Origin of the sequence: Paenibacillus sp. FSL L8-0708, from assembly GCF_038009325.1 — a bacterium.
Lineage (GTDB): Bacteria > Bacillota > Bacilli > Paenibacillales > Paenibacillaceae > Paenibacillus_AQ > Paenibacillus_AQ odorifer.
Map to the genome: position 1 here is coordinate 2,533,491 of NZ_JBBPBC010000001.1, position 19,084 is coordinate 2,552,574.

Consider the following 19,084-nt stretch of genomic DNA (forward strand, 5'->3'; position numbering starts at 1 on the left):
ATCCGGCTAGGCGCTTTTTTTAGATTATCTAAGATTTAAAGGATTCTGCAAGACTAATTCTCCTAACAGCCTCATATGAATCTAAACAACGAATGATAGGGGGGATTGTAAATATGGATTTGACGCATATGATCTCAAAGCTTGTGGTAGTTATACATGTTATAGCATCCATAGTGGGAATTGGACCAGCTTTTGTGCTGCCAATACTGACAAGCTCAGCCAAGACAGGCAGTCAGCTTCGTTTTGTATTTGGTCTTATGAAGAAAATAAACAGATTCCCTAAGACAGGTGGGATCACCCTGATCGTTACAGGTATTTTGTTAATGATCATAGATAAAATGGGCTTGTCGGTGTTGTGGTTAAATCTGTCGTTATTATTTTTTATCGTGATCGAAGTGATTATTATTGGAATGGTTGAGCCCCGATTGAAAAAGCTAACCCAGCTCGTAATGAGCAGCGAAGGGGAAGAAATTCCTGATGGTTATACTACCGCTATGAACAAGATCGCTCCGCTAGAAGCGGCGGTTCATGTACTTACTATCGTCATTATTATATTAATGGTAGTAAAGCCGGTATAAGATCATAACGCCTATTCTCAATGATCTCTTCATAATCGCGGATGAGTCCATCAAAAATATTCTCCCAAGAGCGGCCGAGTGCCAGCTGTCGGCCTTCATGCCCCATAGCAGCTAGCTTTTGAGGGTGCTCTACATATGCACAAATCTCACGAATAAAAGCATCCGGGCAGCGGGGCTCGACAATTATTCCTGTGCGGCCGGGTGTGACCAGATCCTTCACCCCACCTTCATTTACTGCGAGGACAGGCAGTCCTGAGGCCATAGCCTCTAAGACAACATTACCGAAGGTTTCTGTACTGGAAGGGAAGACGAATAGATCCGCTGAGGCATATAATTGGGCAAGCTCGTCACCATGTTTATAGCCTGTAAACGTGACATTATACGGCGCCTGTGCCCGCATTTCCGGCAGAAGGGGACCGTCTCCAACGACCAGCCAATGAACCTGAGATTGCATAGATTCGGGCAATTGCTGCATGGCGAGAGCAAGCGTCTGTATATCTTTTTCAGGGGCGATCCTTCCCACATATAGAAGCAGTAACGGTGCGGTAATTCCGTAGCGCTCACGGACCTCATGGCTGCGTTTTTTGGGGGTATACTGCTGGCAGTCGATGCCTCTGGACCATAGCTTCAGGCGATGAAAGCCTTGAGCTTGGAGGGAATCGAGGGTTTCGTAGGATGGTGCAAAGGTGGCATCACAGGAGCGGTGAAACCACTTCATGTATTTCCAATAGAGCGGAGCGATTTTTTTCATCCGGTAATATTCAAGATAGCGGTCAAAATGGGTATGATAGGAGGCGACATGGGGCAGATCATGTTTGCGCGCATAACGAAGGCCGCAGAGACCGATATTGAACGGAGTTGCCATATGAAGCAGATCGGGACGAAAAGCTTTCAGCTCTGATTGGATAGAGGACATATTGGGCAGTGCGAGTCTACATTCAGGGTATAAGAAAAAGGGGATGCTGGTAATGGGACGTATGGGATCGGCATAACTGTCTTCAGGAGCAGATTTTGGTGAGAAAAGCAGATGTTCAATACCGCGCTCTTTCAAATGGGTGGTTAATCGTTGAAGCGTACGTGAAACTCCGTTGGTTTGCGGAAGAAATGTGTCCGTGAATAAAGCAAGACGCATGGAACCCCTCCCAGGTACTCTTGATGCCCTGATCATAACAGGCGATTATTTGATGGAGGTCAAACGGATGTTAAACAGAATATAAAAATCCACTGCACCAGGTAAGATAAAGAGGTGTGCAGTGGATTTATTAGTTTTAATGGGATGAAGCCCTACAAGGATTCGTATATCTGTTGTAAAAAAGTAATGCTTTCTCCTAAATGTGACTCAGGAGTGCTTTCCAGGATTCCTTGAATATGAGGACGTTCATATTTCATATAACGAAGGATCGGCTCAAACTCTAGCCACCCTTGACCTACAGGGACTATTTTTATGGCTCCTTCTTGGACGATAAAGTCTTTTAAATGAATGACAGCAATTCGATTTCCTAGAAGCTTCAAAGCCTCCGTAATAATAGCTTCTTGATGCAAGTGATTTGTAGGCGACATTAGATTTGCGCAATCCAATATGACCTGAAGATTGTTAGAAGGGACTTCATCCAGAAGTCGGCGGGTTAAGGGCGCGGTGTACAGCGGATGATGAAGGCCTGCTTCGATTCCTACCGTCACACCAAAACGTTCGGCCTCCGCCACCATGGCCTTAACTGATGCCACCACCTCTTGGAAGGCTTCTTCTGTAAAATTATCTGTGGTATACCCAAGTCCCACACTTCCGGTTTCCGTACCTACCAGACTAGCGCCGAAATCCCGGGCCAAGCGCAGATGGGTATTAAACGCGGCTAACGCTTGCGCCCGTTTGTGAGGATCGGTGTCTACAATATTTACATAGCAGCCCAGAACCGCAATCTGAATACCTGCCTGTCTAAAGGCATTGCCATAATAGCTGGCTGTTCCAGGGCTTATAGCCGTCAGGCTAGGGGCACTATCAGGAAAAGATTTCTTAAGTGCGAACTGGATATGAGTGAAATGATAGGACTTAATCTTCTCAATTAACTCTTGCAATGGAACTTGTGTGAAATCATGTGCTCGAACACCTAGTTGAAGGGGAATGCTCATATGACCGATCGCTCCTATTAGTATTGTTGTTTGTGAGGTGCTAATTTGTCCCAGTCAAAGGTAACACCAGTGCCCGTTACTTCTGGCGCAACTGCCATCCCATTGTCTTTATTAATCACTAGCGGACGTGTAGTGTATTGATCGATAGGGAAGCTATGCATTTCGAGATAACCTGCATTTGGCATAGCTGCTAACAAACTAACGTGCAATTCCTGCATCCCATGTGTGGAAACAGAAAGGTTATAGGCTTGTGTTAAGTGAGCTACCTTTAACCAGCCCGTTATCCCGCCTATATTGGAAGCATCAGGTTGAGGAAAATCAACATGACCATATTGCAGCATGTGATGGAATTCGGTTAATGTGCGCAAGTTCTCTCCGCCTGCAACGGCCATTCCTGTTTCTTCAGCAATCCGTGCATAGCCGGCATAATCTTCCGGAATCGTTGGTTCTTCTAAAAAGAGAATGTCGTATTTCAAAAATTCACGTGCGGCTTTTATCGCTTTTTCCACACTCCAGCTCATATTGGCATCGACCATAAAGGCTACATCCGGGCCGACCAATTGGCGTACCGCAGCCACTCGTTCCACATCTTCAGCTAATGTTTTTTGGCCTAGTTTAATTTTGACAGCCTGGAGGCCCATATCTAAGTATTTTTGATTGTTGCGCAGGAGCTTTTCTAATGGGAAGTTTAAATCAATCGCTCCACCATAACATTTGACCTCATTGCTTGCGCCACCCAGAAGTTTGTAGAGAGGTTCATCTGCTTTCTTTGCACGTAAATCCCATAAAGCAATGTCACATGCCGCAATGGCGAAGCTAGCCAAGCCCCCGCGAGCAACATAATGTATTCCCCAGTTCATCTGCTCCCAGATACTTTCCACACAGCTGGCGTCTTTGCCAACTAAGATATGTGTTAATTCATTAGCAATTAGTGAGCAGATCGCTTTGCCGCCAAATCCGCCAGTATAGGTATAACCTACACCTTCACGACCGTCATCCGTTCTAATTTTGACAATGGGAACTTCAAAATGAGTATGCAAGCCATGTTTAGCATCCTCCATGATTTCTGGCAAAGGGATACGATAGTACTCCGTAATAACTTCTTTAATTAGAGACATCTTTGATCACTCCTTATAAAAGTTGTTGTAAGTTTGATAGAGATGAGGCTGTATTTTGTTTAAGAGCTTGAACCACAAGTTTAGCAATTTCCCGGGCACCTTCATCTGAGAAATGAGTATCATCCGTAACCCCATTTGGGTAATTGGGATGTGTTTTCGCTGGCAAATGCATGAATAACTTCTTGGATTCCTCTTCGCCTAATGAACGATAGAGCGCTTGCGAGGCTGGGAAAATATCAAGTAGCGGAGTGTGCGTTTCTTCTGCCACTTGTCTCATTACCTCGGGATAAGCACCTACAGCAAACGGGTCCAGCTCTCCATCGGCGTTAAAGCGGCGGCGACTTACAGAGGTTAACAGAACCGGAGTCCCCCCTAGCTGCCTAGCAGCATCTATATATTGAATGAGATTATGGCGATATTCGGTTTCAGGATCGGTGTAACGTAATGGATCATCTTTTTTCTCATCGTTATGTCCAAATTGAATAAACAGGTAGTCGCCGGGTTGGAAGTCTTTTCTGATAGCATCGAGGCGGCCGTCTGTTATGAACGATTTGGTGCTTCGACCATTAATTGCACGATTCTGGATTTGAATAGAAGTCCGAAAATAACTTTGCAGGTATTCTCCCCAGCCGGTCATAGGTTTTTCTCCAGCGCCTTTAATGGCCGCAGTGGAATCGCCTGCAATAAATAGTTGTTGTCTCATAAGGTCTTCTTCTCCTTTAACGTATTGGCGTTCCCTTAACCAATTCTCAGCAAGGGAAAGCCATTGCTGGCAATGAGGGTGTTCTTTTGCAAGCCCTAAACCATGCCGCCCTTCTTCAAAGATATGTAATTCAAAAGGAATTCCCTGATTAGACAGGGCAGAGGCGAACAACAGACTATTCTCCACGGGAACGCTGGCATCGTTCGCTGTTGTCCAGATAAAGGTTGGAGGTGTGAGTGAATCCACCTGGGCTTCTGAGGAAAAGGAGTCAAGCTCCGCTTGTGATGGGTCGTCTCCAAGAAAATGTAGCCGGCTTCCCTTGTGCGAATGGGGCTCTTGGAAAGTGATTACAGGGTAACCTAATAGAAGAAGGTTTGGTTTCTCTGCTCTAGTGGTAGAAAAGATAGAAGCTAAGTGTCCTCCTGCCGAGAATCCAATCATCCCTACTTTGTCTGAGATCACATTCCAAGCTTTGGGTGCTTCCCTAATCCATTTGAGAGCTTCCTCAACATCATTTAACAAAGAAGAGACGTTGAAATCTCCGACCTGATAATCTAGTACACCTGCATGAATACCTAGACTGTTTAGCCATTGAGCCACAGGTTCTCCTTCATGTTTGGCTAAGTGCTGATAACCTCCACCAGGCAATACCAATATAAAAGGACGGGGGTGATCCGTCTCGAGCGGATAGAGGGTGAGTAGTGAGGTTTCCTGAGAAATCGTATCTTGTTCTACACGGTTAGTATTTAGACGAAAGTTCAACATTGCGTTCAAATTCCTCCCTAAATGGTTATATGCACACGTTAACATATTTTCCGAAAAAAAGAGAGACTCTTTTTTTTTTAGATTCGGCCTTGAACGATTATTTTGTGATTTTTACATAGATTCGTCAAATGTTGGTTTGGATTTAGCGCCTGTATTGTTATCCCGGTACTGTCCAGGGGTCATCCCTTCCTGTTTACGGAAAGATCGAATGAAATTCTGAGAATTGTTGTATCTTAATTTGGCTGCGATATCTTTGATCGGCATATCGGTTTCCTGCAGCCATTTTTTCGCCATTTTAAATCGGTACATCGTTAAATATTCGCTGAAATAGTATTGGGTCTCCTTACGGAAGACACTGCTGATATAGTTGGCGTTGTAATGCAGCCGTGAAGCGCATTCTTCCAAGGTTAGATCCGTATCATATTCATGTTGGATCAGATCAATGATTTTCTCAGAGATGTTTTGGTATTGGGCATTTTGCCTGCTGATAAAAATTTTGATCATCGGGTAGATGACCATGCTCCAGAACCAATCCTCAATCTCAGCCACGGTATGAAGGTCATGTAATTCCTCAAAAATAGAGCCATTAGCATGATAGATCTGATTTAAGCTAATGCCCGATTCCTGCATCATAATGAGCAAGTTATTGAGTAAGCGGGTCAACGGGATTTGATATTCCTGTGGTGAAAGCTCAAGGGCAAAGATAGATTTAAAAAGCAAATGAATCAGTTCCTTGGCTTTATCCGTTTCAGCCAGCTTGATCGCATCCATTAGATCGTTTTCTTTATGCGTAGGGTAGTTCAAGTTCAGATAATGTTTGCCGGAGTTAATGTTCTCATATTGAATAATAACGCCTTTGCCAAGCTTAATGCGATGCTTCAGTGCTTCAAGACCTTCTCTGTAGGCGATGGCTAGTTTATCGAAGGCGTTGAAGGGCAGGCTCAGCCCAATACTCACCTGCACCTTTAGATAATTATTTATTTCTTGCTGCAGCTTCTCCGTTAACGAATACAGTGTCTTATGAAAAGATTGGGTATCGCAATCTGGACTGCCCAATAATACGACTACCGCATGGTCCATGATCACTGGAGCCAGCCGTTGTTCAGGACAGATTAACTCTTCGATCATATTGTGGGCAGCGAACAATAAGAGGCTGAGATCTTTTTTCTCATAGCTGGAATCCTCGGCATAATCAATAGACAACGTAATTACTGCCATGGTTTTCCATTCTTCAAGCTGGGTTTGGTAACCGAATTGCCCTAATTCTTCGAGTAAATCACGTTTCTTAACATTGCCGTGGAAGGCATTGATCAGAAAAAACGTACGAACCTGCTGAAAGTGTTGCCGGACTTCTTTTTCCAGCTGTGATTTGGATTGGAACAAAGAATGAACTTGTTCTCCTATAATCTGAAATTCATTGCGATGTCTCGATTTAATATCCGGTTTGCGTTGGCCCATCTGATTAAGCAGTCTTTCGATAGGGGTGTACATACGCCTGGAGCCGATCCAGGCCAGAAGAATGGAGAATAAGAGCATAAAGGTACACACGATTATCGTAAACATACCAATTTTATTGGACTCCTTCGTCAAGCTTTCCATGGAAGTAACCGATAGATAAACCCAGCCATTTAACTGAGAACGCATGAAAGTGACGGAGTAATTCTTTTTGTTGATCACAGTCTTGAACTGTCCGGATTGTTTAGAAGGATCAGAGATTAAAGGGACTTCTTTAAATCCGCCTTGCTCTTTAGGTTTTCCGATTAAGCTGGTATCCGGATGGAGCAGGAAGCGGCCAGCTTGATCCAGAACGATAATGTCATCGAGTGGCTGCACATCTGAATTAATGAAATCCTGAAGACTGCAGACCGGAATATTAGCTAGGGCAAGCCCATATTTTTGCAGCTTATTGGTGGGAAGCTTTTTGATAAGACTGATGCTGTAATTGCAGCCAGTGACGTTAATGCTCTCCTCACTATAAAATAAGGACGATGGATTCAAAATCCATGAAGTATCGTCAGCTATATTCATTAGATTAGAGAGTTGCGCGTGGTTTTTGTATTCATCCAGACGATAGACGCCTGAATTTTTGATCATCCAGTTCTGCTGCTGATTGAGCAGGATGACATCCTCAAGTTTCGTATCGAAGGATTGCATATTGCGGATTTCGTTTCTTAAATCATTATATAAAATGAAATCGGTTTCATTTAAAGGGTTATTTAGTGCTTTTTTTAATACACTAGAGTTGATCACTTGGTTTAATGTTTGATTGACAGTTGTTAACTTATGTTCTACATTTGAGGTGATTTGTAATATAAGTTCCATTTTACTGTTGTTTACGTTCTTTTGGATCTCATTAGATGATGTGAAATAGGAAAAAGAACCGATGAATATCACCGGCAACGTGCTAATTACAAAGGCAAAAATCGTTAATTTACTTAAAAAGCTTAATGGTCTCACGGGACTCAGCACCTTTACTTATGTAGAAGTAGACACTTGTTCTTAGTGTATGAAACCTGGTGGAAAATAACAATAATCATCTCGTTCTGCAATAATCATTAACCCTAATTATGACTACAAAATGGAAAATCTTCAAGCTGTAGGGTGAAAATCCTTACAATACCTTAGGAGGCTGTAGAAATGTTTAGACAATTTATGTGTAGAAGGGCAACGTTTTGTTGCTGCTTATTTTTCATGCTTGTTTTCCCTATGTTAAGCGCTTGCAGTGATGGAAAGTCCGCTGGTTCCACACTGCAAGAAGCTCGCCCGAGCATCTCCATCTTGGCACCCCTTCATTTTCCACAGCAGCCTTCAAAAAATATTATGGCTGAGATTGAAAGATTAACAGGGGTGGAGCTTGATATCACGTGGGTGCCTGAGGGTGTTTATACCGATAAAATGAACACAGCGTTGACCACTAATTCCTTGGGAAAAGTCACCTTTGTGAAGTTCTCAGACTATAATCTGGTGAAAAACGCCATCCGTTCTGAAGCATTTTGGGAGATCGGCCCATATCTTCAGGAGTTCCCCAATCTTAAAGCACTGGACCCCGCTATTCTTAAGCAGACAGCTGTTGATGGTAAGATCTACGGCCTGTATACAGAACGCCCTTCCTCCAGACAGGGTGTCATAATACGTAAGGATTGGCTGGACACTCTTCATTTAAGCAATCCACAGACCTTAGATGACCTATATGAAGTAATGAGGCAATTTACATATAACGATCCGGATCAGAATGGCAAACAAGATACCCTTGGATTAGTCGATCGTAATGATCTTGTTTATGGTGTATTTAAGACACTAAGCTCTTATTTTGGCACACCAAATAATTGGAAGCTAGAGAATCATCAATTTGTTCCGGAATTCGTAACAACGGAGTATATGAACACAATGAATTTTATGAAGAAATTATATGATGAAAAAATCATAAATCAGGACTTTGCTCTTACCAGTAAAGAGGTTCAACGCGATAAATTCATTAACGGTATCGCTGGTGTGTTTATTGGCAGCATGACTGATGTGCAGCGGTTGTCAATTGAAGCTCAAGCATACAATCCAAAGGCTGAACTTACGCTGATCAATCGTATCGAGGGGCCTGATGGATATAAAGTGTGGTCTATCCCCAATTACAACGGACTGTATCTCTTTTCCAAAAAGTCCATTGCCACAGAGGAGGAGCTTCGGCAGGTGCTTGGATTTTTTGATCGGACCATGGATAAAGATGTAGCCAATATAATGATGTATGGCTTTGAGGGACGGCATTACAAGCTTGAAGGCGGCAAAATTATCCTTCCCGAGGAAACCTCACAACTGCGGGTACAGGAAGTGAATCCGCTATATGCTTTAATGATCGCGGATATTAGTAATAAAAACATTATGGAAGTGGCTCAGAAGGAGCAATTAACCTCTCTAGCAGATCAGTTGAGTAAAGATAATGAATCTTTTCTGGTTGATGACCCGACAGTTTCTCTGAGCTCATCTACTTTTGATGAGAAGAATATGGAGTTATCTTCAATCATTGTGGATGCTACATATAACTATATATTAGGTAACATTACCGTCGAGGGATTCCAGCAAGAGGTTGAGAAATGGAGAGCTCGTGGAGGCAATCTTATTATTAAGGAATATGCTGAGGCTGAGTTTGGGACAGAAAAGTAAATAGGTTAAAAAGGTTTTAATCCACTGCGGATAATGCGGTGGATTTTTTTTGTGCTGCGATATCCCGATAATCATTTGCTCAGATCCCTTTCAGAACGCGCCGTTATGGGGAAATGATTGTTTTCGTAACCTTGCCGACGATGTAACGTGGAACTCGTAACCAATACAAATTATGGAGGTCAAAATGGTATGAAGAAGAAATCCTTCACCATGTTGTTAACAGCACTGTTAACATTCAGCACATTGTTAGCTGGATGCGGTGGTAACAACAATAACAAAGAAGAAGCAGCAGCCCCAACTACAAGTGCAGAGAACACTACGAAGGTGGAAGAGACTGAAGCACCTAAAGAGGAACCTACAGAAATCAAAATCATGCTTCCATTGAATACATCAGAGACTCCGCCTGATACGATTAAGAATGAACTTGAGAAATTGACCAACACGAAGCTGACTTATCAATTTTTTCCGGCTGATACTTATGAAGAAAAACTGAATTCATCTTTTGCAACGGGTTCATTGCCGCAAGTAACATATTTGAAGAATCAGACAACCTTCATTCAGATGAAAGAAGCGATAAAAGACGGGCAATTCTGGGAAATCGGTCCACTATTAAGCGAATTTCCGAATTTGAGCAAATTGAAACCAGAAATTCTTAATAACACGAAAGTAGATGACAAGCTTTATACCCTATATATCGGGCGTCCACTTGCACGCCAAGGGATCATTTACCGCAAAGACTGGGCAGATAAATTAGGACTTGCTGCACCAGCTAATGTAGATGAATTATTTGAAATGGCTAAAGCCTTCACAGAACAAGATCCAGACGGTAATGGAAAGAAAGATACTACCGGTATTATTGACCGTAATGAGTTGACCTATGGAGCTTTCAAAACTGTTTCGTCTTGGTTCGGAACACCGAATACCTGGGGTGAGAAGGATGGCAAATTAGCGCCTGAATTTACCTTCGATGAATATTTCGACACAATGGATTTTTTCAAAAAAGCTCGTGATGGCGGATACATTAATCAAGATTTCGCTGCCACCAGTAAAACGGATGCAGTAAATATGTTTAAGGCTGGAAAGGGTGGACTCTATATTGGGGGCTCCATGCAAGATATTGATTCCCTCAATAAAGATACTATTAAGAATAACCCTGACGCTGTTTTGGATGCGCATAGTATGGTTGCAAGTCCAGATGGAAAATATGCTCAATGGATGATTCCAGGCTATAACAATGTTGTCTTGTTCCCGAAATCTGCTGTCAAGGATGAGGCAGAGCTGAAGAAGATTCTTGCTTTCTTTGATCAAATGATGACCCCAGAAGTAGCTAATTTGATGTATTGGGGAATTGAAGGTACTCACTATACCGTTGAAGACGGTAAAGCGAAAGCTACTGACGACAAAGAATTGATTGAACGTGAAGTAAAGGGATATAAGGACAGTGTTATCGGCGAAGCTGAAACCAATGGAATGTACGAGAACTATAACACGCTGCCAGGAAGAATTCATGCAGATCAATTGGTTCTTGAGAATGTCAAAGTTGGTGTAGCGGATCCAACAGCTGCTATGGATTCGGCTACCTATACAGAAAAAGGCGTAGAGCTTCAACAGATTATTACAGATGCAACCTATAAATATATTTATGGTCAGATTGACAAGGCTGGATTTGAGAAGGAAGTAGAGAACTGGAAGAGCCGTGGTGGAGATAAGATTATTGAAGAATACAACGCGTTATACAAAAAATAGTAACCCGTACTCGAATAGTTAAGCGACAAATTGTAGCTGAAAAGGTTGTTGATCTTGTTTCAACAACCTTTTCTATTCCTCACTGGGTTCAGAAATATCGTGTTTGAATAAAGAAGGAGAAAGGAAGAATATCATGCAGGAAGTCACCGCACAGCCCAGCTCAGCTCCTCAAATGAATCCTAAGCCTGAAATTTATAAAAGCAGCAGCGAACTGAAAAAGCGGCTGTGGAGAAATAAATGGCTCTACGTCATGCTAACTCCGGGAGTACTGTATTTTTTGATTTTTAAATATCTTCCAATGTACGGATTAATTATCTCATTTCAGGATTACAAACCCTATCAAGGGATCAACGGTAGTGACTGGGTAGGGATGAAGCATTTCAGCAGGTTGTTCACAGAGCCGGATTTCTTAAATATATTAGTGAACACACTTATTCTTTTCGGATTAAATATTCTTATCTATTTCCCGATGCCGATTATTCTTGCCCTGATGTTAAATGAACTTCAAGGCAGCTTTTTCAAAAGAACCTTTCAGACGATCTTCTATTTGCCCCATTTTCTGTCATTGGTTATCATCGTCTCCATTTCTTATGTAATGGTCACGATGGATGGAGGGATTATCAACGAGCTGCTTGTCTATTTTGGCTTTGAACCAATCAATTTCCTGCTTAATCCAGGGTGGTTCAGGCCCATGTATATTATTCAGGTGATTTGGAGAGAAGCAGGTTGGGGAACGATTATTTATCTAGCTTCCATAGCTGCGATTGACCCAGGGCTTTATGAAGCATCGCGTATGGACGGAGCTGGAAGACTTAGACAAGTCTGGCATATCACTCTTCCAGCGATTAGAGGCGTAATTATTACATTATTTATTCTGAAAATTGGTTCCGTTCTTGATCTTGGATTTGAACATGTATATCTGCTACTTAACTCCATGAATCGAGAAGTTGCGGAAATTATCGATACGTATGTATATACTGCTGGTTTGAGACAGGGGCAGTTTAGTTACAGTACAGCTATTGGATTCTTTAAATCGATTGTAGGCTTTGTAATGGTGATGATGGTGAATAAATTATCCAAGAAAATGGGAGAAGAAGGCGTTTATTGATATTTTGTGGGAGGAATCGAAATGGTAGAAGATAAAACAATCAGTGGTAGAATCTTTTCTGCTATAAACTTTACGCTGCTTGCGATCATTGCTTTAATTACTGTGCTTCCCCTTGTTCACGTTGTAGCAGGCTCTTTCACAACGAGTGCAGAACTAGCTTCTAGCAAATTTGTACTGATTCCAAAGGTATGGAGTCTGGAAGCGTACAAGTTCATCTTTTCGACGAATACAATATTTAAAGCCATGGGTGTTTCCATTGGTGTCACGGCAATTGGTTCTATTTTTAGTTTGTTTATAACTTCTTTGATGGCCTACGCTCTTACCAGAAAAGATCTGGATGGTCGTAAAGTGGTTAACTTCATGGTTGTGTTCACCATGCTTTTTCATGGTGGGATGATTCCAACGTTCCTCGTGGTGAAGGAATTAGGACTAATTGACACGTACGCCTCACTGATTCTACCGTCAGCGATTAGTGCCTTTAATATGATCATTTTGAGAAACTTTTTCCAAAATATACCTGAAGGTTTGGAGGAATCGGCCAAAATTGATGGTTGTAATGATTTTGGAATATTATTTCGGATTGTATTGCCACTATCCTTACCTGCGTTAGCGACGATCGGATTGTTCTATGCGGTAACGTATTGGAATACCTACATGAATGCGATTCTGTATTTGAATGATAGTGCGAAATGGCCAATACAGGTTCTGCTCAGACAAATTGTCGTCCTTGCCAGCGGTATGGATCACAGCGCTACACTGGATGCTGCTGTTCCACCGCCAGATCAATCAATTAAAATGGCTGTTATCGTTGTAGCTACCTTACCAATAGTTTGTGTGTATCCGTTCCTGCAAAAGCATTTTGCCAAAGGTGCCATGTTGGGTTCTATGAAGGGCTAGCAAGAAAGAGAGAGACTATACTTAGGGGAGGAGCTTCGAGATGACTGTACAGATACCTACAACGCCGATAGAGTGGGCAAAAAAAGCTTGCGATTCACTAATGGATACTTACAGGGCGGGAGAGCTTCCCCCCGCGCATCGATGGCACTATCATCAGGGTGTATTTCTGTGTGGCATGGAGCTTTTGTGGAATGCTTATCAAGAAGACCGTTATATCAACTATATTCAGGAATATGTAGATGATTTGGTGGATGAATACGGGAACTTTTATTTTGCACGTGATGAGCTGGATGCGGTTCAAGCAGGACAGCTACTATTCACTCTTTATGAACGGACAGGCAAACTAAAGTATCGTATTGCAGCAGAGAAGCTAAGGAATTTACTGCTCACACTAAATAAAACCTCTGAGGGCGGGTATTGGCACAAGGATAAGTACGCCAACCAAATGTGGTTGGATGGACTTTATATGGCAGGCGTATTCTCCTTGAAATATGCTAATGTTTACGATGAACCAAGCTTGCGTGAAACGGTCCTTCATCAGGAAATGTTAATGCGCAAGCATATGAAGGATGAGACAACGGGTTTGTTATACCATGCCTGGGATGAGAGCCGGCGGATGCCTTGGTCGAATCCGGAGACGGGTTGTTCACCGGAGTTCTGGAGCCGATCATTAGGATGGTATGGTCTCGCCTTATCGCAATTTCTGGATCTGTTACCTTCCCATGATTCAGCCCGGACAGAGCTTTCTACTACGCTGAGAGATTTTGTGGATGCACTTATTCGTTACCAAGATCAAAAAAGTGGACTTTGGTATCAAGTCGTAGATAAGGGACATGAGCCAGATAATTGGCTGGAGACTTCAGGGTCATGTTTGTTCGTCTATACGATTGCCAAAGCCGTGAAGCATGGCGTTGTAAGTGATGTGACTATCGCTACAGCTGCCGCTAAAAAAGGATATGAAGGGTTAACCAAAGTAATCCAGTGGGATGAGCATAACCGATTAGTTCTGCCGGACATTTGTATCGGTACCTCAGCTGGAGATTACGAGAGTTACGTGACTCGGCCTAAGGTTAAAAATGATCTGCATGGTGTGGGCGCATTGGTGATGGCTTGTGTTGAAATACAGTCAATGCTTCAAGAGTGAATCGCTCCGTATCCTTACTAAACAATGACTTGATTCTCTGAGATTTCAGAGAATCAAGTCGTATTATTTTATGTGCAAAGAATCCTTAAATCGGCTGAACCTATTTTTAGTTTTTGAGCTCTTAAATTTATAAATATTTTGGGGGTTGGGATGAAGAAATCACAGTGGGCAATTCAAACGGCAGACTCTATTATGGCGCGGACACCGAAGCTTTATGAAGATAAAGGCTACAAAGGAAGCTGGACCTACGATTATGGCGTGGTATTGAACGGTTTTGAATGGCTTTGGAAGCAGACCGGTGATTCGAAGTATCTGCAGTTCATTCAAGATAATATGGACTACTTTATTCAGGAAGATGGCAGTGTCAAGGGCTACCACCTGGAGGAGTATAATATCGATCATATTAACAACGGAAAATTATTATTGACTCTATATAAAGAAACGAAGCAGGAAAAATATAAAAAAGCGGCTGCTTTACTTAGAAAGCAACTTGAGACCCATCCGCGAACCTCGGAAGGTGCTTTTTGGCATAAAAATATATATCCCTATCAGATTTGGTTAGATGGACTTTATATGGGCGCTCCTTTTTATTTAGCCTACTTGCTAGCTTTTGAAGAAGGGCAGGGACTTGAGGATGTAACCAAACAATTTATCTTGTGTGAGAAGCATACGAAAGATCCGGTAACAGGTCTGCTATATCATGCATGGGATGAGCAGCGTATTCAACCTTGGTGCGACCCTGAAACAGGACTTTCGCCTAACTTTTGGGCCCGTTCACTTGGCTGGTATCTCATGGCTTTAGTTGATGTTCTGGCATTGCTGCCTAATGAGCACTCAGATTATCCCGAGCTGGTACGAATACTAAATGATACCTTAACTGCGGTGAAGACATATCAGGATAAGGAATCCGGGGTCTGGTATCAAGTGATGAATCTAGGGGAACGCAAAGGAAATTATCTTGAGGCCTCTGCTTCAAGTATGATCGTGTATGCCATGGCTAAAGGTATCCGATTAGGCGTGTTAAACGCTGGATGGTACGAAACATTAGATCTGGCTCAACAAGGACTTATCTCGGAGTTTGTACTAGAAACCAAAGAAGAATGGGTCAATTTAAATAAGAATTGCCAAGTAGCCGGATTAGGTGGAGTGGACCAACGTGACGGTACTTTCGCTTATTACATTAGCGAGCCTATTGTCACTAACGACCAAAAAGGTGTGGGTGCTTTCCTACAGGCTTGTGTGGAATATGAACAATTAAGAGGCTGGATCTGATATAGAACAGGGGGGATATGAATGTTGATCTACAATATTGAGGATTTTGGAGCGCTTAAGAATAGTAAAAAGTTAGCGACGGAAGCGATAACGCGTGCGATTGAAGCGGCAAATAAAGCCGGTGGAGGAACCGTTTATGTACCGGCTGGTACGTTCTTAACCGGTGCAATTCATATGAAAAGCAATATCGAATTGAATTTAAATCCTGGTGCCATTCTTTCATTCAGTACGAACCCGGAGGATTACCCTGCAGTGGAATGCAGATGGGAAGGGGTGAAGCAGCAGGTTCATTCACCTTGTATTTATGGAAGAGAGTTAGTTAATGTATCGATCACTGGCAGCGGAATGATTAACGGAAATGGTGAACTCTGGTGGGATAAGTTTCGGAACCGCCGGGAAGAGCTTCAGTATCCCCGGCCGACTCTAATCGGCTTGGACAGCTGTCAGCGGGTAACCCTTAAAGATATCGCGCTGGTCAATTCTCCAAGCTGGACCGTTAATCCGATAGGCTGTTACAATGTGACTATTGATAATATTTCCATTCTGAACCCGGCGGACTCTCCGAATACAGATGGCATTAATCCAGAGTCTTGCACCAATGTGCGAATTAGCAATTGCAATATTGATGTCGGTGATGACTGCATTGCGATCAAGGCAGGAACTGAGGATACCAAAGAACGAGTTCCTTGTGAGAATATCACGATCACCAACTGCACTATGGTACATGGACACGGGGGTGTCGTACTCGGTAGTGAAATGAGTGGAGATATTCGTAATGTCACGATTAGTAATTGTGTGTTTAAACAAACCGATCGTGGAATCCGGATGAAATCAAGACGGGGACGCGGGGGAACGATTGAAGATATTCGGATCAGCAATATTGTAATGGAGGACGTTATTTGTCCGTTTACTCTAAATCTATATTATTTCTGTGGACCACGCGGGAAAGAAAAATATGTGTGGGATAAAAATCCTTATCCGATTACAGAGGAAACGCCGTGTTTTAGACGCATTCATTTTGCCAATATTACCGCACGTAATGTTCATGCCGCAGCGGGTTTCTTATACGGGCTTGCTGAGCAGTATGTATCCGAGATTACGTTTACCAATGTGGACATCTCCATGGCGACGAATGCAATTCCCGGCCATCCAGACATGATGACAGGGATCGAAAACATGAATAATCGCGGGTTTTTCCTCGGGAATGCAAGAGATGTTCAATTTCATCAGGTGACGATTGAGAACCATGAAGGGCCTGCTTTTTACATTGAAAATGGAGAAGCTGTAGAGATCATAAATTGTCGATCAAAAAACACGAAGAAGCCGGAAAAATTAGTAGAACAAGCTACAGTATCACCTGAAGCACAGAATGTCTGTCCATAAGAGAAAGTCATCAATTTATTGAAAGGAAAAGAATCCACTATGCTTGTTGTAGGAAAAGAATCTTTTTGCGCTTATCACACGATTCAAGAGGCGGTAGATTCACTAGAGCAGGGGCCATCCGGTCAAGCGGATACGCTTTATATTTTGTCAGGGGTCTATAAAGAGGCAGTGCGGATTTATCGTTCTAATCTTACGATCATAGGGATTGGCTACGTGGAGATTGTTATGAATCGTTACGCGAAAGAGCGTGATGAAGCGGGCGAAGAAATCAATACATTCTCTACACCAACGTTATTTCTGGGCGGGAGCCATCTGGTCTTGGAAAATCTGGTGATTACCAATAATGCAGGGCAGGGTGAAAATATCGGGCAGGCGGTAGCCGTGTATGCTAATTGTGATCAAACCGTATTTAGAAATTGCACCTTAAAAGGGCATCAGGATACGTTATTCACGGGACCTTTGCCACCTGCACCCAAAGAGCGATCTACGTTTGGAGGTATACCACTGAGAGAACACCATGCCCAATATCGGCAGTTGTATCAGCATTGCTATATAGAGGGAACAGTGGACTTTATATTTGGTGGGGCTACAGCATATTTTGACAGATGTGAAATTCGCAGCTTGTGTCATAGTGAGAATCAAGCAGGTTATATCACGGCAGCCTCCACACCCGAGGGACAATCGTATGGTTATATTTTTAAAAATTGCTTTTTAACAGCGGCCCCTGATATTGCTCCGGTGTTTCTGGGCCGTCCTTGGCGTGAGTATGCTAAAACCGTATTTGTAGATTGCCAGTTGGGGGCACATATACATCCACTTGGCTGGGATAACTGGGACAACACCGCTAATGAACAAACCGTTAGTTATCAGGAATATGGCGTGAAGGATGCAATTCCCCTGAGTAAGCAACGTGTGTCTTGGGCAGATTGTTTTGAAGATGGGGACGAGGCGCTGGATAAAGAGTTTGTTTTTGCTGGCACGGATTTTTGGAAATAGATACTTTAATTAACGAGTACACAAGTAAAAAAACGGTAGTCTAGACAGAAGCATAAAGTCTTAGACTGCCGTTTTATTTAAATGTTGTATCACTTTATTTTTAATATGATCTTTCCTTTAGCTCTGCCCGATTCGGAATACTCCATCGCTTTCTGCGCCTCTACAAAAGGAAACACTTGATCAATAACAGGTTTTATTTGTCCGGATTCAATAAGCTCTGAAATGATTTCTAATTGACTGCCACTTGGTTTCATGAACAGAAAGCTGTATTTAACCTTGTACTTTGCCTCTAATTTGCTCAGCTTCCGGGTAATCAAGCGAAAAATATTAGTTTTTATGAACCCCGCGCCATACTCTTTTCCGAAGCGTGCATTAGGCAACCCTGAAACCGATACAATTTGTCCTCCTTGTTTGACTGTTTTAAAAGCTTTTTCTAATGTTTCACCGCCAATGGTATCGAATACTCCATCATAATTTTGTAAAATCTTATCAAATGCTTCGGTTTTATAATTGATAATTTGATCGGCTCCAAGTGACTTGACCAATTCTGCTCCAGCATCGCTTGTAGTAGTAGCCACGTATATCCCCATCGTTTTGGCAAGTTGGATAGCAAAGGTGCCAACACCGCCCGCTCCCGCTTGAATCAATACCTTTTGTCCTGCCGTTAGCTGTAATATATCATGTAATGCTTGATAAGAAGTAAGCCCGACTAATGGAATGGATGCAGCTTCCTCAAAGGAAAGATTGTGAGGTTTGAGAGCTATATCCTCTTCATGTACGGAGATATATTCTGCGAAGGTTCCGATTCTATCTTTTCTGGGCCGTCCGTAAATCTCATCACCTATCTTGAATTTTTTAACATTCTTTCCTACTTGGATGACAATCCCTGAAAAATCATTTCCTAAAACTAGGGGCATGTTGTATTTCAACAGCGTACGTACTTTGCCATCCCGCACTTTGAAATCGATAGGATTAATACTTGCTGCGTGGATCTCTGCCAATACATCGTAATCACCCACTGCGGGTGTTGGGATATCGGCTAGTTGAAGAGGGGAATTCCCGTATTTTTTTATGATCATTGCTTTCATCCTA

15 protein-coding genes are annotated in these 19,084 nt (G+C 42.6%); 9 read left to right on the forward strand and 6 right to left on the reverse strand.

The annotated features are described in order from the left end of the window. Window positions 1-113 precede the first annotated feature (113 nt). Window positions 114-578 carry a DUF2269 family protein gene (locus tag NYE58_RS11915; protein WP_248549305.1) on the forward strand — a complete coding sequence of 155 codons (465 nt, stop codon included), beginning with the start codon at window positions 114-116 and terminating at the stop codon, window positions 576-578. Here the strand turns inward: NYE58_RS11915 and NYE58_RS11920 are convergent. From NYE58_RS11920 to NYE58_RS11940, 5 genes are all read right to left on the reverse strand, one after another. Further along, the gene (locus NYE58_RS11920; RefSeq protein ID WP_076276401.1) at window positions 550-1,710 is read right to left on the reverse strand and encodes a glycosyltransferase family 4 protein; all 1,161 of its coding nucleotides are present in this window, start codon (window positions 1,708-1,710) and stop codon (window positions 550-552) included. The two genes, NYE58_RS11915 and NYE58_RS11920, sit on opposite strands and share 29 nt — an antisense overlap. A 152-nt stretch (window positions 1,711-1,862) precedes the next feature. Continuing rightward, window positions 1,863-2,705: a sugar phosphate isomerase/epimerase family protein gene (locus NYE58_RS11925; RefSeq protein ID WP_076276400.1), complete on the reverse strand. Its 843-nt coding sequence runs from the start codon at window positions 2,703-2,705 to the stop codon at window positions 1,863-1,865. A gap of 17 nt (window positions 2,706-2,722) precedes the next feature. Further along, on the reverse strand, window positions 2,723-3,823 hold the full coding sequence (locus NYE58_RS11930) for a mandelate racemase/muconate lactonizing enzyme family protein (RefSeq protein ID WP_076124972.1): 1,101 nt from the start codon (window positions 3,821-3,823) through the stop codon (window positions 2,723-2,725). A 13-nt stretch (window positions 3,824-3,836) separates the two neighbouring features. Continuing rightward, window positions 3,837-5,291 (reverse strand): GDSL-type esterase/lipase family protein, encoded by a 1,455-nt coding sequence (locus NYE58_RS11935; RefSeq protein WP_341001954.1) that lies wholly within the window; start codon window positions 5,289-5,291, stop codon window positions 3,837-3,839. Window positions 5,292-5,402: 111 nt separating this feature from the next. Next, on the reverse strand, window positions 5,403-7,748 hold the full coding sequence (locus NYE58_RS11940; protein WP_076276398.1) for a helix-turn-helix domain-containing protein: 2,346 nt from the start codon (window positions 7,746-7,748) through the stop codon (window positions 5,403-5,405). Window positions 7,749-7,928: 180 nt separating this feature from the next. On the opposite strand from NYE58_RS11940, the gene NYE58_RS11945 reads away from it, so the two are divergent. The 8 genes from NYE58_RS11945 to NYE58_RS11980 all read left to right on the forward strand — a co-directional run bounded on the left by NYE58_RS11945 (window position 7,929) and on the right by NYE58_RS11980 (window position 17,992). Continuing rightward, window positions 7,929-9,446: an extracellular solute-binding protein gene (locus NYE58_RS11945; protein WP_341001955.1), complete on the forward strand. Its 1,518-nt coding sequence runs from the start codon at window positions 7,929-7,931 to the stop codon at window positions 9,444-9,446. Between the two features lie 189 nt (window positions 9,447-9,635). Next, window positions 9,636-11,192, forward strand: coding sequence for an extracellular solute-binding protein (locus NYE58_RS11950; protein WP_076191234.1), 1,557 nt, complete (start codon window positions 9,636-9,638; stop codon window positions 11,190-11,192). Between the two features lie 133 nt (window positions 11,193-11,325). Further along, window positions 11,326-12,300 carry an ABC transporter permease gene (locus tag NYE58_RS11955; protein ID WP_036679252.1) on the forward strand — a complete coding sequence of 325 codons (975 nt, stop codon included), beginning with the start codon at window positions 11,326-11,328 and terminating at the stop codon, window positions 12,298-12,300. Between the two features lie 21 nt (window positions 12,301-12,321). Further along, window positions 12,322-13,197, forward strand: coding sequence for a carbohydrate ABC transporter permease (locus tag NYE58_RS11960; protein ID WP_036679255.1), 876 nt, complete (start codon window positions 12,322-12,324; stop codon window positions 13,195-13,197). A 40-nt stretch (window positions 13,198-13,237) separates the two neighbouring features. Beyond that, window positions 13,238-14,341 carry a glycoside hydrolase family 88/105 protein gene (locus NYE58_RS11965; protein ID WP_076124980.1) on the forward strand — a complete coding sequence of 368 codons (1,104 nt, stop codon included), beginning with the start codon at window positions 13,238-13,240 and terminating at the stop codon, window positions 14,339-14,341. Between the two features lie 150 nt (window positions 14,342-14,491). Continuing rightward, on the forward strand, window positions 14,492-15,613 hold the full coding sequence (locus tag NYE58_RS11970; protein WP_341001956.1) for a glycoside hydrolase family 88/105 protein: 1,122 nt from the start codon (window positions 14,492-14,494) through the stop codon (window positions 15,611-15,613). A 21-nt stretch (window positions 15,614-15,634) separates the two neighbouring features. Continuing rightward, window positions 15,635-16,996: a glycoside hydrolase family 28 protein gene (locus NYE58_RS11975; protein WP_076124983.1), complete on the forward strand. Its 1,362-nt coding sequence runs from the start codon at window positions 15,635-15,637 to the stop codon at window positions 16,994-16,996. A 39-nt stretch (window positions 16,997-17,035) separates the two neighbouring features. Continuing rightward, a complete protein-coding gene (locus NYE58_RS11980) occupies window positions 17,036-17,992 on the forward strand; it encodes a pectinesterase family protein (protein ID WP_076276395.1) in 957 nt (318 codons plus the stop codon). An 89-nt stretch (window positions 17,993-18,081) separates the two neighbouring features. Here the strand turns inward: NYE58_RS11980 and NYE58_RS11985 are convergent, their stop codons facing one another. Then, the gene (locus tag NYE58_RS11985; RefSeq protein WP_341001958.1) at window positions 18,082-19,080 is read right to left on the reverse strand and encodes an NADP-dependent oxidoreductase; all 999 of its coding nucleotides are present in this window, start codon (window positions 19,078-19,080) and stop codon (window positions 18,082-18,084) included. Between the last annotated feature and the right edge of the window lie 4 nt (window positions 19,081-19,084).

Excerpts from the sequence above, each read along its gene's own strand:
- NYE58_RS11960 (WP_036679255.1), top strand. The coding sequence starts at position 12,322 with ATGGTAGAAGATAAAACAATCAGTGGTAGAATCTTTTCTGCTATAAAC.
- NYE58_RS11975 (WP_076124983.1), top strand. The coding sequence starts at position 15,635 with ATGTTGATCTACAATATTGAGGATTTTGGAGCGCTTAAGAATAGTAAA.
- NYE58_RS11915 (WP_248549305.1), top strand. The coding sequence starts at position 114 with ATGGATTTGACGCATATGATCTCAAAGCTTGTGGTAGTTATACATGTT.
- NYE58_RS11970 (WP_341001956.1), top strand. The coding sequence starts at position 14,492 with ATGAAGAAATCACAGTGGGCAATTCAAACGGCAGACTCTATTATGGCG.
- NYE58_RS11955 (WP_036679252.1), top strand. The coding sequence starts at position 11,326 with ATGCAGGAAGTCACCGCACAGCCCAGCTCAGCTCCTCAAATGAATCCT.
- NYE58_RS11935 (WP_341001954.1), bottom strand. The coding sequence starts at position 5,291 with ATGTTGAACTTTCGTCTAAATACTAACCGTGTAGAACAAGATACGATT.
- NYE58_RS11950 (WP_076191234.1), top strand. The coding sequence starts at position 9,636 with ATGAAGAAGAAATCCTTCACCATGTTGTTAACAGCACTGTTAACATTC.
- NYE58_RS11965 (WP_076124980.1), top strand. The coding sequence starts at position 13,238 with ATGACTGTACAGATACCTACAACGCCGATAGAGTGGGCAAAAAAAGCT.
- NYE58_RS11985 (WP_341001958.1), bottom strand. The coding sequence starts at position 19,080 with ATGAAAGCAATGATCATAAAAAAATACGGGAATTCCCCTCTTCAACTA.
- NYE58_RS11920 (WP_076276401.1), bottom strand. The coding sequence starts at position 1,710 with ATGCGTCTTGCTTTATTCACGGACACATTTCTTCCGCAAACCAACGGA.
- NYE58_RS11980 (WP_076276395.1), top strand. The coding sequence starts at position 17,036 with ATGCTTGTTGTAGGAAAAGAATCTTTTTGCGCTTATCACACGATTCAA.
- NYE58_RS11930 (WP_076124972.1), bottom strand. The coding sequence starts at position 3,823 with ATGTCTCTAATTAAAGAAGTTATTACGGAGTACTATCGTATCCCTTTG.
- NYE58_RS11945 (WP_341001955.1), top strand. The coding sequence starts at position 7,929 with ATGTTTAGACAATTTATGTGTAGAAGGGCAACGTTTTGTTGCTGCTTA.
- NYE58_RS11925 (WP_076276400.1), bottom strand. The coding sequence starts at position 2,705 with ATGAGCATTCCCCTTCAACTAGGTGTTCGAGCACATGATTTCACACAA.